This window comes from Streptomyces sp. GbtcB6 (genome assembly GCF_019091475.1).
Taxonomy (GTDB): domain Bacteria; phylum Actinomycetota; class Actinomycetes; order Streptomycetales; family Streptomycetaceae; genus Streptomyces; species Streptomyces hyaluromycini.
The window spans coordinates 416,141-431,741 of sequence record NZ_JAGXJL010000004.1; the positions used below are offsets into that span (position 1 = coordinate 416,141).

12 protein-coding genes, 4 tRNA genes and 1 other RNA gene are annotated in these 15,601 nt (G+C 71.8%); 6 read left to right on the forward strand and 11 right to left on the reverse strand.

Going from position 1 to position 15,601, the window contains the following annotated elements; all coding sequences use genetic code 11:
• Nucleotides 1–3 precede the first annotated feature (3 nt).
• From KVT45_RS09820 to KVT45_RS09830, 3 genes are all read right to left on the reverse strand, one after another.
• Entirely contained in the window at nt 4–519 is a 516-nt protein-coding gene (locus KVT45_RS09820; RefSeq protein ID WP_217546104.1) for a hypothetical protein, read from the reverse strand.
• A gap of 2 nt (nt 520–521) precedes the next feature.
• Complete coding sequence (locus KVT45_RS09825) at nt 522–1,520, reverse strand: CBASS oligonucleotide cyclase (protein WP_217546105.1); 999 nt, start codon at nt 1,518–1,520, stop codon at nt 522–524.
• A gap of 229 nt (nt 1,521–1,749) precedes the next feature.
• Nucleotides 1,750–1,837: transfer RNA gene (locus KVT45_RS09830), tRNA-Ser, on the reverse strand.
• A gap of 72 nt (nt 1,838–1,909) precedes the next feature.
• Here KVT45_RS09830 and ffs point away from each other — a divergent pair.
• The 6 genes from ffs to KVT45_RS09860 all read left to right on the forward strand — a co-directional run bounded on the left by ffs (nt 1,910) and on the right by KVT45_RS09860 (nt 10,673).
• An RNA gene (ffs, locus tag KVT45_RS09835) (signal recognition particle sRNA small type) lies at nt 1,910–2,008 on the forward strand.
• Between the two features lie 45 nt (nt 2,009–2,053).
• Complete coding sequence (locus KVT45_RS09840; protein ID WP_217546106.1) at nt 2,054–4,279, forward strand: DNA polymerase III subunit gamma and tau; 2,226 nt, start codon at nt 2,054–2,056, stop codon at nt 4,277–4,279.
• A gap of 300 nt (nt 4,280–4,579) precedes the next feature.
• Nucleotides 4,580–5,833 carry a phosphoribosylamine--glycine ligase gene (gene purD / locus KVT45_RS09845; RefSeq protein WP_217546107.1) on the forward strand — a complete coding sequence of 418 codons (1,254 nt, stop codon included), beginning with the start codon at nt 4,580–4,582 and terminating at the stop codon, nt 5,831–5,833.
• A 277-nt stretch (nt 5,834–6,110) separates the two neighbouring features.
• Nucleotides 6,111–7,904, forward strand: coding sequence for a hypothetical protein (locus KVT45_RS09850; protein WP_217546108.1), 1,794 nt, complete (start codon nt 6,111–6,113; stop codon nt 7,902–7,904).
• Between the two features lie 280 nt (nt 7,905–8,184).
• Entirely contained in the window at nt 8,185–9,681 is a 1,497-nt protein-coding gene (locus KVT45_RS09855; RefSeq protein WP_217546109.1) for a N,N-dimethylformamidase beta subunit family domain-containing protein, read from the forward strand.
• Nucleotides 9,682–9,773: 92 nt separating this feature from the next.
• Nucleotides 9,774–10,673: a phosphoribosylaminoimidazolesuccinocarboxamide synthase gene (locus KVT45_RS09860; protein ID WP_217546110.1), complete on the forward strand. Its 900-nt coding sequence runs from the start codon at nt 9,774–9,776 to the stop codon at nt 10,671–10,673.
• Between the two features lie 97 nt (nt 10,674–10,770).
• Here KVT45_RS09860 and KVT45_RS09865 read toward each other — a convergent pair.
• The 8 genes from KVT45_RS09865 to KVT45_RS09900 form a co-directional block, all read right to left on the reverse strand.
• Nucleotides 10,771–10,843: transfer RNA gene (locus KVT45_RS09865), tRNA-Gly, on the reverse strand.
• Nucleotides 10,844–10,865: 22 nt separating this feature from the next.
• The gene (locus KVT45_RS09870) at nt 10,866–11,480 is read right to left on the reverse strand and encodes a response regulator transcription factor (protein WP_189262722.1); all 615 of its coding nucleotides are present in this window, start codon (nt 11,478–11,480) and stop codon (nt 10,866–10,868) included.
• On the reverse strand, nt 11,477–12,733 hold the full coding sequence (locus KVT45_RS09875) for a sensor histidine kinase (RefSeq protein WP_217546111.1): 1,257 nt from the start codon (nt 12,731–12,733) through the stop codon (nt 11,477–11,479). The genes KVT45_RS09870 and KVT45_RS09875 overlap by 4 nt, the downstream gene beginning before the upstream one ends.
• Nucleotides 12,734–12,749: 16 nt before the next feature.
• A complete protein-coding gene (locus KVT45_RS09880) occupies nt 12,750–13,550 on the reverse strand; it encodes an ABC transporter permease (RefSeq protein WP_217546112.1) in 801 nt (266 codons plus the stop codon).
• Nucleotides 13,547–14,470: an ABC transporter ATP-binding protein gene (locus tag KVT45_RS09885; protein WP_217546113.1), complete on the reverse strand. Its 924-nt coding sequence runs from the start codon at nt 14,468–14,470 to the stop codon at nt 13,547–13,549. Before KVT45_RS09885 ends, KVT45_RS09880 begins: the two co-directional genes overlap by 4 nt.
• A gap of 127 nt (nt 14,471–14,597) precedes the next feature.
• Nucleotides 14,598–14,673, reverse strand: a tRNA-Gly gene (locus KVT45_RS09890).
• Between the two features lie 81 nt (nt 14,674–14,754).
• A tRNA-Gly gene (locus KVT45_RS09895) sits at nt 14,755–14,826 on the reverse strand.
• A gap of 136 nt (nt 14,827–14,962) precedes the next feature.
• Nucleotides 14,963–15,280, reverse strand: a complete 318-nt coding sequence (locus tag KVT45_RS09900; protein ID WP_046733685.1) for an Lsr2 family protein — start codon at nt 15,278–15,280, stop codon at nt 14,963–14,965.
• Nucleotides 15,281–15,601: the final 321 nt, after the last annotated feature.

Sequence of the window (15,601 nt, forward strand, 5' to 3'; positions counted from 1 at the left end):
GGACTAGTAGGCGACGTAGACGTCGCGTGAGACGCCAGTGCCGTTGCGGGCGTAGCCGTGCCCCGTGGTGCTGGTGCCTGCGACGGCACTCGGGGCGGTGCCAGTCGTCCGAGAGGTCGGCAGGGCCTCCTTGACCCCGGCCTGCTGGCTGCTGGTCAAGAGCCAGAAGGCGGAGCTGTAGTTCAGGAAGCTGTGAAAGGCGTAGCCGGTGAGGTCGACGGGGTCTGGGAAGCTGCCGGGCCGTGAGTCGACGAGCTGGCCGCCGACCGTGGCCTTGTAGCGCAGGCGGAACTTCCAGGCGTTGGTGGCCGTGTTGCGGAAGCCGTAGTCGACGGTGTCGAGATATCTGTCTCGCAGAAGCAGGGCGACCTCTTCGGCGAACTTCTCGATTCTCTCGTGGGAGGGCTCGCCGTAGAGGTTGTACAGCAGGCGCAGGTCGGCGGCGACTCTGCCTCCGATGTAGCGGGCATCGGTGATCGTGAACGAACCGGAAGCTGATCTGGAGTACGAGCCGGTCATGATCACTCTCCCGGGAAGGTGGGGCCGAACAGCTCACGCCAGAGGTCGAGCGCCTCACTCTTCGTGGCCGCGTAGGCGGCCGTCGTGAGGGTGTCGAGGGTGGTCTTGGCGTGGTTGACCAACCGCTGGCGGTCGAACTCGGTATAGCCGCGAGCGACGTTGTTTTCCGGGTTGACCGGGTCCCAGACCTGGATAGGGTCTGTCGTCGTGCTTACCTCGTCGGCCGTGTAGTAGTCGCTGAAGACGATCGGTGTCTTCAGGCCGGTGCGGACGATGTAGGAGAGGACCTGCTCGATCGCCTGCGGGTAGTCGTCGACCTGCAGCGGCTTCCCGTTCCAGCCGACGTCCCAGAGATGTGCGACCAAGAGTTCGATCAGGAAGGACTTGCAGCGCAGCTGCGGATCACCCTCCTTGCTCTGTCGGATCCACGCCTTCAGCAGGCGGATCAGCTCTCGGTAGCCGTCGCCGGCCTCCCCCTTGCGCTTTTCGATGAAGCGCAGGTGCAGCGTGACCGAGGTGAGTACCTTGATGCCGCCGCTGGTGACCAGGTAGCCCCGGTCGTCCGGCTCGCCGTTGTAGAGCACGGGCACCACGTCGATCTTCAAGCCGGAGCCCCGCATAGTGATGCCGACTGCGTGGTCGGAGGGCTTGAAGTCCTCCGCGACCTTCGTCTTGCCGTAGACCTCTTTGCAGCGCTCCTCCAGCCAGGCCAGTACCGTCGAGACGTCGATGTCGGGGTCACCGACACGCAGGTACGCGGCGACATCCGCGTCAGACCCTGTGCCGCCCCTGCGACGGATCGCCGTGTGCTTGGCCGTACTGCCGGATGCGCGGAGCTTCACCAGGTCGAAGTCCGGGTGGGCGGCGATGTAGTCCTCCAGCCGCTCCCGGAGGTAGTTCACCTGGCGGCGGCGCTCCTTCGCCTCCTCCTTCGGCACGTTCACCTTGTTCTTCGCGAATGCCTTGAGGACCTCGTGGTCGACGTAGCTCTCCCCCGCCATAGCTGTTCACCCTTCACCCGAGGAGCCGAACGGTAGGAGAACAGGCTTACCACCCACCACTGACAAACCCGGTCGAAGTTGCGAGGGATGCCCAGGCGCCGATAGCGGACCGTCTGTCGAGTCCTCCGGCTACGCCGCCACAGGAACTGCAACCAAAACTGCAACCACACACGTCGAAGGGCCCCGCTGCGAACAGCGGGGCCCTTCGACATCGTGCCCGGTGAGGCACTGGCGGAGGATACGAGATTCGAACTCGTGAGGGGTTGCCCCCAACACGCTTTCCAAGCGTGCGCCCTAGGCCTCTAGGCGAATCCTCCGCTCGGAACATTACATGACCGAGAGGAGTGCTCGCGAACTCGTTCCCACCCCCTGACGTCGGGTACTCTTTGCGGAGCCCCTCACGCGGCGCTATCTGACTGAACTCCCCCAGGGCCGGAAGGCAGCAAGGGTAGGTTGGCTCTGGCGGGTGCGTGGGGGGCGCTTGCGTTTGCGGGCGGGGCTGGTTGTCAGTGGGCGCCTATAACCTCGTATGCGTGTCGTCTCTCGCGCTGTACCGCCGCTATCGCCCGGAGTCGTTCGCCGAGGTCATCGGGCAGGAGCATGTCACCGACCCGCTGCAGCAGGCGCTGCGGAACAACCGGGTCAATCACGCGTACCTGTTCAGCGGGCCGCGTGGGTGCGGGAAGACGACCAGCGCGCGGATCCTCGCCCGGTGTCTGAACTGCGAGCAGGGGCCGACGCCGACCCCGTGCGGGGAGTGCCAGTCCTGCCAGGACCTCGCACGCAACGGCCCGGGATCCATCGACGTCATCGAGATCGACGCGGCCTCTCACGGTGGTGTGGACGACGCCCGTGAGCTGCGCGAGAAGGCCTTCTTCGGGCCCGCCGCCAGCCGCTACAAGATCTACATCATCGACGAGGCCCACATGGTCACGTCGGCCGGCTTCAACGCGCTGCTCAAGGTCGTCGAGGAGCCGCCGGAGCATCTCAAGTTCATCTTCGCCACGACCGAGCCCGAGAAGGTCATCGGGACCATCCGGTCGCGGACCCATCACTATCCGTTCCGGCTGGTGCCGCCGGGGACCCTGCGGGAGTACCTCGGTGAGGTGTGCGGCAAGGAGAAGATCCCCGTCGAGGACGGCGTCCTCCCGCTCGTCGTGCGCGCCGGTGCCGGGTCCGTGCGTGACTCCATGTCGGTCATGGACCAGCTGCTCGCCGGGGCCACCGAGGAGGGCGTGACGTATGCCATGGCCACCTCGCTGCTCGGCTACACCGACGGCTCGCTGCTCGACTCCGTGGTCGAGGCCTTCGCGACAGGGGACGGCGCCGCCGCCTTCGAGGTCGTGGACCGCATCATCGAGGGCGGCAACGACCCGCGCCGCTTCGTCGCCGACCTGCTGGAGCGGCTGCGGGACCTGGTGATCCTCGCCGCCGTCCCGGACGCCGTGGAGAAGGGGCTGTTCGACGCCCCCGCCGACGTCCTCGAACGTATGCAGGCCCAGGCCGGCACCTTCGGCGCCGCCGAGCTCAGCCGCGCCGCCGACCTCGTCAACGCGGGCCTGACCGAGATGCGCGGCGCCACCTCCCCGCGCCTCCAGCTGGAGCTGATCTGCGCCCGCGTGCTGCTGCCGGCGGCGTACGGCGACGAGCGGTCCGTGATGGCCCGCCTCGACCGGCTGGAGCGGGGCGTCAACTTCTCGGGCGGGGGCGGCGCGCCCGCCATGGGGTACGTCCCCGGCCCCGAGGCGCACATGCAGCCTCCGGCTCCGGTGCAGGCTCCGGCTCCTGTCCCGCAGGGTGGCGGTCCGGCCGCGGCCCGGGCGGCCGTACGAGGGGGAGCGGCCCCAACACCTGCGCCGGCTCCAACACCTGCGCCGGCCCTGGCCCCGGCTCCAGAGCCTCCGGCTCCGGCCGCCGCGCCCACCCCTCCCCCGGCCGCACCGCCCGCTGCCGCAGCTCCCGCCGCTTCCGCGCCCGGTGCCTGGCCGACCGCCGCCCCCGCAGGTGGTGGCGGTGCCCGCCGACCCGGCGGCTGGCCGACGGCCACGGGAGCTCCGGCGGCCCAGCAGGCCCCGCCGCCCCCGGCGACCCCGGCAGCCCACCCGACCCCGACGCCGACCCCGGCTGCGGCTCCCGCCTCTGCTCCTGCCCCCGCCCCCGCCGGTGGCCTCGACCCCCGCGTGCTCTGGCCGAACATCCTGGAGGCGGTCAAGAACCGTCGCCGCTTCACCTGGATCCTGCTCAGCCAGAACGCCCAGGTGGCCGGTTTCGACGGCACCACCCTCCAGCTCGGCTTCGTCAACGCCGGCGCCCGCGACAACTTCGCGAGCAGCGGCAGCGAGGACGTGCTGCGGCAGGCGCTGACCGAGCAGTTCGGCGTGCAGTGGCGGGTCGAGGCGATCGTCGACCCGACGGGCGGCGGCGGTGCGGCTCCCCCCGGCACCGGGTACGGCGGCGGGCAGGCAGGCGGCTACGGCGCTCCCGCGGCGTCCGGCTACGGCGCCGCCGCTCCCGTGGCCCCGGCCCGCCCTGCGCCCACCCAGCAGGCTCCGGTGGCGGCCCCGGCCCAGAGCCCGCCCCCGCCCAACCCGACGGCCCCGGCCCGCCCTGCCGCCGCCCCCGAGCCGCCGCCGGTGGCCCCCGAGGACGACATCCCCGAGGAGGACGACCCCGACCTCGACGAGTCGGCCCTCTCCGGCCACGAGCTGATCGTGAAGGAACTGGGCGCGACGGTGATGGAGGAGTTCCAGAACGAGTGACGCGGGGCGGGTGCCGACGGCTCGGAGGCCGCGGGCCGGTGGGGGTTGCCCGCGCGGTTCCCCGCGCCCCTGGGTTTCTCGGTGCACCCGGGGACGACTGCCGGCCGGCACCACATCCCAGCCTGTCCGGCGTTTGAGGACGAGGCCGTTCAGGCCGAAGCGGGGGTCTGGGGGCGGCAGCCCCCAAAGGGCGGCGGCCACCTCAGCAGGCGGCCACACGGCCATCTCAGCAGGCGGCCACACCCGGCTGAGCCCCCTTGGAGGAACCTCCAGTCGGCCCACCCAGCTACGCTGGCCCCCGTGAAGGTCCTCGTCATCGGCAGCGGCGCCCGCGAACACGCCCTGTGCCGCTCCCTGTCCCTCGATTCCGACGTCACCGCGCTGTACTGCGCCCCCGGCAACGCCGGCATCGCCGAGGTGGCCGAGCTGCACCAGGTCGATGCCCTGGACGGCGGTGCCGTGGCCTCGCTCGCCGTGGAACTCGGCGCCGACCTCGTGGTCGTCGGCCCGGAGGCACCCCTCGTCGCCGGGGTCGCCGACGCCGTGCGCGAGGCGGGCATCCCGGTCTTCGGCCCCTCCGGGGCGGCCGCACAGATCGAAGGTTCCAAGGCGTTCGCCAAGGACGTGATGGCGGGGGCCGCGGTGCCCACCGCCCGTTCGTACGTCTGCACAAACGCCGAGGAGGCCGCCGAGGCGCTGGACGCCTTCGGCGCACCGTACGTCGTGAAGGACGACGGGCTCGCGGCCGGCAAGGGCGTCGTCGTCACGGACGACCTGGACGCCGCCAGGGCGCACGCCGCCGCCTGCGACCGTGTCGTCATCGAGGAGTTCCTGGACGGCCCCGAGGTCTCCCTCTTCGCGATCACCGACGGCGAGACGGTCCTCCCGCTCCAGCCCGCCCAGGACTTCAAGCGCGCCCTGGACGGGGACGAGGGCCCGAACACGGGCGGTATGGGGGCCTACTCCCCGCTGCCCTGGGCCGACCCCAAGCTCGTCGACGAGGTCCTGGAGACCGTCCTCCAGCCGACCGTCGACGAGATGCGGCGCCGCGGCACCCCGTTCTCCGGTCTGCTCTACGCCGGCCTCGCGATCACCTCGCGCGGTGTGCGGGTCATCGAGTTCAACGCCCGCTTCGGCGACCCGGAGACCCAGGTGGTCCTCGCCCGCCTGAAGACGCCGCTGGCCGGCGTCCTGCTCGCCGCCGCGAACGGCACCCTCGCCGACCTTCCGCCGCTGCGCTGGCGCGACGCCGCCGCCGTCACCGTCGTCGTCGCCTCGCACAACTACCCGGACACCCCGCGCACCGGCGACCCCATCACCGGCCTCGACGAGATCGCCGCCGAGGACGCGCCGCACGCCTACGTCCTGCACGCGGGGACGAAGCGCGCCGGCGACGACGTCGTCAGCGCCGGCGGCCGCGTCCTCTCCGTCACGGCGACCGGCGAGGACCTGACCCAGGCCCGTGAGCGGGCGTACGCGGCGGTGGCGCGGATCGGCCTCGACGGCTCCCAGCACCGTACGGACATCGCCGCGAAGGCGGCGGCGGAGGCCTGACCTCTCCGCCCCCGCAGACCCGTCCCTGATCAGGCCCCGGACTCGGAATCCGGGGCCTGATCGTTGCTGTCTGTCGATCACCTCTGACCAAAGCCATTCCATCGAGTGACCGATGCCCTATCCGGCTGACGGGGGCCGAGGCCCCAACTAGGGTGCGGCGCAGGTGTTCCGGCACTTGGCCCACCGGCATTGCGATGTCAGTGGCGGGTGCCACAGTGGGGGAGTGAGCAACAGCCAGGACAGGCCGAGGACAGCAGGGAGGGGGTGAGGTCCGGACGTGACCAGTACCGGTATCGGTGCGGAGGCGGGAGCGCAGGCAGCGCGTACCCGGGCCCTCGCCGTGCTGCGCATCCGCGGCCGGGCCCTGGCCGTGGCGCTGCTCCCCGCCGCGGCCACGGTGATCCTGCTGACCGGCGGTTCCACCGGCCACTTCGTCGGCCCCGGCTGGGACACCGCCCGCTGGATCGTCGGCGTCCTCGCCGTGCTGGTGCTGCTGGCCGCCGCCGGCATCGCCCTGGTCGTGGCCCGCGCCCGCCCGGCCGTGACCCCCACGGTCCCGATCCCGGAGGAGTCCGCCCCGGACCTGTACCGGATGGTGCGCGACCTCGCCGACCGCCTGGACGTGCCGGCGCCCTCCGCCATAGCGCTCACCCCGGACTGCGACAGCTGGCTGGAGGACCGTACCCACCCGGCCCACGGCCCGCCCGCGCCCAGGGGCGGCGACGAGCTCGGCACCCCCGGCCTGCACCGACGCACCATGGCCGCGCCCGTCCTCGTCATCGGCTCCCCGTTCCTGTGGTGGATGCGCGTCGGCGAGCTCCGCGCGGTCCTCGCCCCGGTCGTCGCCGGCACGGGACCGTCGGCGCAGCCGGACATAGCCGCCGCCCGCCGTTTCGTACGGGGCCTGGACGCGGCGGTGGCCGTCTCCGCGGCGCCCGGCCGATGTCCGGGCACCCGCCTGCTCTGCGCGGGTGTCGGCTGGGTGGCCCGGCTGCTGCTGCGCGGCTGCCGGGAGCACGCGGCGCTGATGGAGCGCGGGGTCGCCGCGGCGGCCGCCGAGCGGGCCCAGGCCGTGGACTACGGACTGCGGATCGTCGCCCAGGAACAGGTCGGTCTCGCGTACGCCGGCTGGGACCGCCTGCTCACCCGGGTCGCGCTGCCCGCCTGGCGGATGGGCCGCTGGCCCTCCCGGCTGGACGCGGGCGTGGTCGCTGCCCTCACCGAGCTGTCCCGGCGCGACCGGCTGGCCGAGGGCTTCGCCTCCCGGCTGGGCGAGCGGCCCGCCTGCGACCTGCTGGAGGAGCCGGGGCTGGTGGACGAGGCCGCCTCACTGCTCGCCGCCCGCCTCTTCCACGGCGGTCCCGCCGAGCCCGGACCGGCCTGGTCGCCGGTGGACTGGCTGGAGTATCCGGACGAGGTCGTCGACCGCACCTGGCGCACCGAGGCGGCCCGCCTGCACCGCGTCCTGGACGCCCTCGGCGTCCGTGCCACCCTCGACCCCGCCGCCCCGGACCCCGGCGGTCCCACCCTGGCCCGTGTCATGGACCACCTGACCGACCCGTCCGCCCCCGGCAGGCGCCCGTGCCCTCCGGCGTACGACGAGGAGCCCCGCACCCCCGGCTACGACGAGGAAGCAGAGGAGCCCACCGGCACCGAACGCAGCGCCGCCCTCGCCGCCGGCCTCACCGCGGCCCTCGCCCGCGAGGAGCGCGCGGAAGCGACCGACGCCGCGCGCCCCGGCTGCCCCGCCCCCGCCGGCCAGACCGGTCCCGGCAGCCCCCTCTGGGACGACGGCGCACTGCCCCTCTTCCCGCTCCAGCCCCCGCGCACCGCCCGCGAGCTCCTCGCCGACCACGTCAAGGCGATGGTGTGCTGCGCGGCCGTGGACACCGCCGGAGCCACCCCCGGCCTGGACTGGCTCGACGGCCCGTCCCTGCTGGTCGACGGCGAGCGGGCCGCCGACCTGACGTCCAGAGTCCTCAGCCTCGTCGAGGAGGGAGACCCGGCCCCGCTGCGGGCCTGGCTGGTCGAGTCCGGAATACGTCCCGAGAAACCGGTCCGACTCGTCTGACCTCGGCGTTTCGGCGCTTTAGCGGAGCGAAGTGTTCCACTTCAGGCAAATTCGCAACGAACCGTGACCGGACGCGTGCGTTATGTGATGTGCTGGGACCGTTCGCGGATGTGGCAAGCGCATCCGACATAAGACAGCCGCCGCAGTCGCAGCGCGACACCGGGCCGCGACCCGGATCAGAACCGGGCGCAACCAGGCACAACGGAAAAAGAACCTCGCGCACATCGCACATCGGCTCGTATCAGCACACTTCACGGGGGCACGAGGGAGGGGAGCCACCATGGCATCGGACCACATCCGCCGCTGGGAGTCGGGAGCACTCGCGCACGCCGTCACGGACCCCTTCGGCCAGGGGCCCGTCCCCTGGCTGCGTGGCAGCGAGACCTATTTCGACGACACCGGTCATGTCGTCCCCTGGTACGTGGACCCCAGCCGGCCACAGCCCACCGGCGAGAACCCCAGGGTCCCCGCACCGCGCACCGCCGTCGGCGGCCCGCGCTCGGCGGACGACGTGCACCGCCAGATCAAGGGGTTCACCTCGACCGGCGCGGTCGCCCCGGGCGAGGCCGTCGACTTCCACATCACCGTCGACCCGCCGCAGGAATTCAGCGTCGACGTCTACCGCATCGGCCACTACGGCGGTGACGGCGCATCCAAGATCACCACCAGCCCCCGGCTGTCCGGCATCGTCCAGCCCCCGCCGCTGGCCGCCGACCGCACGGTCTCCTGCCACCACTGGTGGCTGTCCTGGCGGCTGCAGGTTCCGTCGTTCTGGAGCATCGGCGCGTACGTCGCCGTGCTCACCACGGCCGACGGCTACCGCTCGCACGTGCCCTTCACGATCCGCGACAACCACCCGGCCGACCTGCTGCTCCTGCTGCCGGACATCACCTGGCAGGCGTACAACCTCTACCCCGAGGACGGCCACACCGGGGCCAGCCTCTACCACGCCTGGGACGAGCGGGGCCGGCTGCTCGGCGAGGCCGACGCGGCGACCACCGTCTCCTTCGACCGGCCGTACGCCGGCGCCGGCCTGCCCCTGCACGTCGGCCACGCCTACGACTTCATCCGCTGGGCCGAGCGCTACGGCTACGACCTCGCCTACGCCGACGCCCGCGACCTGCACGCCGGCCGCGTCGACCCCACCCGCTACCGGGGCCTGGTCTTCCCGGGCCACGACGAGTACTGGTCCCCGCAGATGCGCCGCACGGTCGAACTGGCCCGCGACAGCGGCACGAGCCTCGTCTTCCTCTCCGCCAACACCATGTACTGGCAGGTGGAGTTGGGCCCCTCCCCGTCCGGGGTCGCGAACCGCCTGCTGACCTGCCGAAAACGCAGGGGCCCGGGGAAGCCCGTGCTCTGGCGCGAGATCGACCGGCCCGAACAGCAGACGGTCGGCATCCAGTACGCGGGCCGGGTGCCCGAGCCGTACCCCCTGATCGTGCGCAACGCGGGGCACTGGCTCTGGGAGGCCACCGGCGCGCACGAGGGCGACGAACTCCCCGGCCTGGTGGCCGGCGAGGCCGACCGCTACTTCCCGCGCACCGCGCTGCCCGAGCACGAGGAGCGCATCCTGCTCGCCCACTCCCCCTACACCGACAACGACGGCGCGCTCCGCCACCAGGAGACCTCCCTCTACCGCGCCCCCTCCGGCGCCCTGGTCTTCGCCTCCGGCACCTTCGCCTGGTCCCCGGCCCTGGACCGCCCCGGCCACGTCGACGCCCGGGTCCAGCGCGCCACCGCCAACCTCCTGGACCGCATCTGCAAACACGACTGACCCGCACAGGCGTCCGCGTGGCCCCCGTGTCCGTGCACAACCCGGCATACGGGAGAATCGAGGGCACCTGTACAGAACCACGGGGAGGAACCGTGTCCGGATTCGTCGAAAAGCCCGAGCCCGTGGAGGTCCCGGGTCTGGTGCATCTGCACACCGGCAAGGTGCGCGAGCTGTACCAGAACGCGGCCGGTGACCTCGTGATGGTCGCCAGCGACCGCCTGTCCGCGTACGACTGGGTGCTGCCGACCGAGATCCCCGACAAGGGCCGGGTGCTCACCCAGCTCTCCCTGTGGTGGTTCGACAAGCTCGCCGACCTGGCCCCCAACCACGTCATCAGCACCGAGCTGCCCGAGGGCGCCCCCGCCGACTGGGCGGGCCGCACCCTGATCTGCAAGTCCCTGAAGATGCTCCCGGTCGAGTGCGTGGCCCGCGGCTATCTCACCGGCTCGGGCCTCGCCGAGTACCAGGAGTCCCGCACGGTCTGCGGCCTCGCCCTGCCCGAGGGCCTGGTCGACGGCTCCGAGCTGCCCGCCCCGATCTTCACCCCGGCCACCAAGGCCGAGGTCGGCGAGCACGACGAGAACGTGTCGTACGAGGAGGTCGCCCGCCAGGTCGGCGCCGAGACCGCCGCCCAGCTGCGCCAGGCCACCCTCGCGGTGTACGGGCGGGCCCGGGACATCGCCCGGGACCGGGGGATCATCCTGGCCGACACGAAGTTCGAGTTCGGCTTCGAGAACGACACCCTCGTCCTCGCCGACGAGGTCCTCACCCCGGACTCGTCCCGCTTCTGGCCGGCCGACGAGTGGCAGCCGGGGCGCGCCCAGCCGTCGTTCGACAAGCAGTACGTGCGCGATTGGCTTACCTCGGCCGAGTCCGGCTGGGACCGGAAGAGCGAGCAGCCCCCGCCGCCGCTGCCGGAGCAGGTGGTCGAGGCGACCCGCGCGAAGTACATCGAGGCGTACGAGCGGCTGACGGGCAACACCTGGTCGTGACGGAGGAGTCCCCCGGGCCCTCGGGCCCGGGAACACCGAAGGCTCCGAGCATCGAACGCAGAAGGCCCCCGGCGGAAACCGGGGGCCTTCTCTTCTGAGCGGACGACGAGGCTCGAACTCGCGACCTCAACCTTGGCAAGGTTGCGCTCTACCAACTGAGCTACGTCCGCATGCGCCGTGGCGCGAGAGCAACTATACCCAACCTCGCTCCCGTGCGAGACGCACTGCCGCATGACGGTTCTCCGCACCGAGTTTGGTGACGGCCGAGGAGAGGTAGTTCCGCACGGTCCCCGGCGACAGCGCGGCCCGCTCGGCGATCTCCGCGACCGGCGCTCCGTCGGCCGCCAGCTCCAGCACCTCGGCCTCCCGCGCGGTCAGCGGCGAGTCCCCGGCGGAGATCGCGTCGGCGGCCAACTCCGGGTCGATGTAGCGGTTTCCGGCGTGCACGGTCCGGATGATCTCCGCGAGCCGCTGCGCACTCACCGTCTTCGGGACGAACCCCCGCACACCGGCCGCCAGCGCCCGCTTCAGATGGCCGGGCCGCCCGTGACCGGTGACGATCAGCACCTGGCAGCCGGGCAGTTCGGCGCGCAGCGATGTGGCGACCCTCACACCGTCCGCGCCGGGCATCTGGAGGTCGAGCACCGCCACATCGGGGCGATGGGCCCGCGCCATGGCGAGTGCCTCCGGGCCGGTGGCCGCCTCGGCGACGACGACCAGGTCGTCCTCCAGGCCGAGCAGCGCGGCCAGCGCGCCCCGGATCAGATGCTCGTCGTCCGCGAGCAACAGCCGCACCGGAGACGTCATGAAGTGACTCCACTCACACTCGCATCAGCCGTGCGACCGGACAGCGGCACCGACGCCACCACCCGGAACCCGTCCGCTCCCACCGGCCCGGCCGCCAGCGTCCCGTCGACCACCGCGAGTCGCTCCCGCAGCCCGGCCAGCCCGGAGCCCCCACTCCCACCACGGTCCTGGCCCGGGCCACTCCCACGCGCCTCGACCCCGTCGTTCTCCACCGTCAGCACCACACACCCCTCCCGCACCTTCAGTCCCACCGAGCACCGCCCCGCGTCGCCATGCCGCAGCACATTGGTGGTCGCCTCCCGTACCACCCACCCGAGCGCCGACTGGACCTCGGCGGGCAGCCCGGCGGTGTCGCCGGTCACCTCGCAGGAGATCCCCGCCGCCGTCAACACCCCCCGTGCCCCGGCGAGTTCGGCCCCCAGGTCGGCGTCCCGGTACCCCCGTACGACATCGCGGACCTCCCGCTGCGACTCCTGCGCGATCCGCTGCACCTCGATCATCTGTTCCACGGCCTCGGGCCGTTCGCGCCGGGCCAGCTGCACGGCCAGCTCGCTCTTGAGGGCGATGACGGCGAGGTTCCGGCCGAGCACGTCGTGCAGATCGCGCCCGAACCGCAGCCGTTCCTCCGCGACGGCGAGCCGGGTGCGGGTCTCGCGGGCCTCGTCGAGTTCGTAGACGGCGTTCAGCAGCCAGAGGGAGAAGATCGCGGTGAAGGCGAGGAACGCGCTGCCGAGGAACACCACGCACGCGGTGACCAGCGCGGTCGGCGCGGGATAGCCCAGCGGGAAGGAGACGGCCCCCGCCCCGCACGCGAAGCCCACGACGATCGACAGCACGCGCCTGCGGTCGCGCACCCCCAGCGTCATGGTCCCGGCGCCGAAGGCCAGCACCCCGGTGAAGACGGTGCCGGCGGCGGCGTCCAGGTCCGGGCCGGAGCCGTGCTTGCGCAGGACGAGCACGACGACGGCGATGGCATAGGTCGCCGTGCCGAGCGCCCAGAGCAGCCGCACCGGCTGATCGCGGCGGCCCCGCGTCCAGTCCAGCGCCCGGGAGGCGGTCACCGCGCAGAGCAGCGCGTGGCCGACGACCATCGCCATCATCCAGCCAGCGAGGTCCGCTCCCGCCTGCGCGAAGACCGGCAGCCCGATCGCCGCGACCTCGGCCACCGCGAAGAAGTGGAACGACCACCGCGTGTACGTCTCGACCTTGGCGGGCGTGGTCTTCCCCCGCCACCAGGCGCCTGCCCCGCTCATCCCGGTCCCGTTCCCCTCAGCGCCGAGGTTCCCAGCGGAACCACCGCCGTACAGCAAACACCGCGACCACGGTCCAGGCCAGCGCGGTGAGGACGCTGACCAGGGTCTGGTCCGGGCTCAGCTCGCCGGTCCAGCCGGCCCGGACCAGCCGGACGGCCGGGGAGAGCGGGAGGAGTTCGCCGACCTCGGCGACCCGGTCGGGCAGGGCGTCCGCCGGGACGGCGATGCCCGAGCCCAGCATGGAGACGAAGACCAGGGGCAGCGCGGTGACCTGGGCGCTCTCGGCGGTCCGGGTGAAGGCCGCGGTGAGCGCGGCGAGCGCGGCACTGGTCAGCAGGCCGAGGACGAGTCCGAGCAGGGTGAGGTACGGCGCCTCGGGCGCGCCCGCGTGGAGCAGCACCGTGCAGCCGGCGGTCAGTACCAGCGCCTGCGCCAGGCCGAGGCAGACGGCGGGCAGGGCGGTCCCGGCGAGGATCTCCGGGTCGGACAGCTCGCCGGTGCGCAGCCGCTTGAGGACCAGTTCCTCGCGGCGGGCCACGTAGGCACTCACCAGGGAGGTGTACACGGCGAAGAGGAAGGAGAAGCCGATCGCGGCGGTCAGCATCAGGATGCCGATGTTCAGCCCTTTGCCCTTGAGGTCGAACTGGGCGATCGCGGGCCGTACGGTGATCGGCAGGGAGAGCGGCACGAGCAGCGCGATGAGCACCGCACCGCGGTTGCGGCCGAGGAGCAGCAGTTCGGCACGGGCGAGGGCGCCCAGCCGGCGACGGACCACGGCGCCCGTCGTCCGGAGCCCCCCGAGAGCAGGCGCGTTCATGCGGCCGCCTCCTTCGCGATCCCCAGGAACGCCTCCTCCAGCGAGGCCGACCGTACCTCCAGCCGTCCCAGCTCGACCCCGGTCCGCTCGGCCCAGGTCAGCACTCCGGTGGCGGTCCGCTGCACCTCGCGCGTCCGCAGCCGTACGGCCCGGCCCTCGGCCTCGTGCCCGCACACGCCGAGTGCGGCGAGCGGCGGGAGGTCTCCGAGGAAGTACCCGGTGGGCAGTTCGAAGGAGATCCGCGCGGGCCGGCCCGCGGTCACCTCGGCCGGTGTCCCGGCGGCCGCGATGCGCCCCTCGTGCAGGATCGCGAGCCGGTCGGCGAGGTCCTCGGCCTCCTCCAGGTAGTGCGTGGTGAGCAGGACGGCGGTCCCGGCGTCGCGCAGCGCGCGCACCAACTCCCAGGTGTCCCGGCGCCCTTCGGCGTCGAGTCCGGTCGTCGGCTCGTCCAGGAAGAGCACCTCGGGCCGTCCGAGCAGCGCGAGTGCCAGGTCGAGGCGGCGCCGCTCCCCGCCGGAGAGCTGCTTGACCCGGACCTCCGCCCTGCCGCCGAGCCCGACCAGGCCGAGCGCCTCGGCCGCGGGCCGGGCTCCGGTCGTACAGCCGGCCCACATCCGTACCGTCTCGCCGACGGTCAGTTCGGAGGGGAAGCCGCCCTCCTGGAGCATCACGCCGGTGCGCGGGCGTACGGCGGCCCGTTCCCGGTGCGGATCGTGGCCCAGCACCCGCACCCGGCCCCCGTCCGGCGGCGCGAGTCCTTCCAGCAGTTCGACCGTCGATGTCTTTCCGGCGCCGTTGGTGCCGAGCAGCGCGAAGATCTCCCCGCGGGCCACGGAGAAGGTGATTCCGCGGACCGCCTGGAACCCGCCCCCGTAGACACGCCGGAGATCTGTGACCTCAATCACGTGTTCGTAGTCCATGGCCCCAGCGTCTCCGCTGCCGGTGCCCGGGAGCAGTGCGTGGTGTCATCACTCGCCATGACAAATGTCAGTGCGGGTGGGCACATGAAAAAACCCCAGTCATATGACTGGGGTTTCCTCCATGAGCTGGAGCGGACGACGAGGCTCGAACTCGCGACCTCAACCTTGGCAAGGTTGCGCTCTACCAACTGAGCTACGTCCGCACTGCTCCCGACCGGCTCCCACCGATCGGTGCGAGCACCAGCCTACCTGATCCACAAGCATGCTCAGGACCGGCGGTGCAGAGCGGGTGACAGGAATTGCACACTGCGCCTTCCCCCTGGAAGGGGGATGTTCTGCTACTGAACTACACCCGCATGTACTCCGTGGGCTCCGGCTTTCCGGCCGTGTCCCTCGGCGTGCTCCAGACATTAGCTGATCAGCAGGGGGGTAGCGCAAGTCGGCTGCCCCCAGGGGCGGCTGACGCACCCTGAGGGCAGCCGCGCCGCCCACTCACTGGGCGGCGCTGAACGCCTCGTACACCTTCTTCGGGATGCGGCCGCGGGCCGGGACATCCATCTTGTTCGCCTGCGCCCAGGCGCGGACGGCCGCCGGGTCGGGGGCGACCTCCGTCTGCTTGTACGCCTTGCCCGACTTCGACCGCTTGCGGCCGGCCACCACGTACGGCTCCAGGGCCGTGCGCAGTTTCTTGGCGTTCGCTTGATTCAGATCGATCTCGTACGACTTGCCGTCGAGTCCGAAGGCGATCGTTTCCGCCGCTTCCGAGCCGTCGATGTCGTCAAAGAGAGTGACCACGACCTTCTGCGCCACGAATATTCGGTCCCTTCGTGTGGCACGTCTATACAGCTCATCGTCAGCACATCGGTGATGACCGCGATGGCGGGAGATGACGTGCCGAGTATCGGCTATTGCCAATTCATTTGTACAGTGCCTGGCAATACAAAGTGAAGCCCGACTAAATCCGTCCGGCGTGTCCCGGCGCAATAGATGTCACGGGCGAACCCGGGGAACTTTCCCAGAACTTTTCGTGTGGATCCGCCACCGTCACCCGATCGTGATGCGGCTCACGTAGTTTCCTACAACTCTACCCGCGTAGAAATTTTGTGCGGGTAGTCTGAAGACACCGGTCGG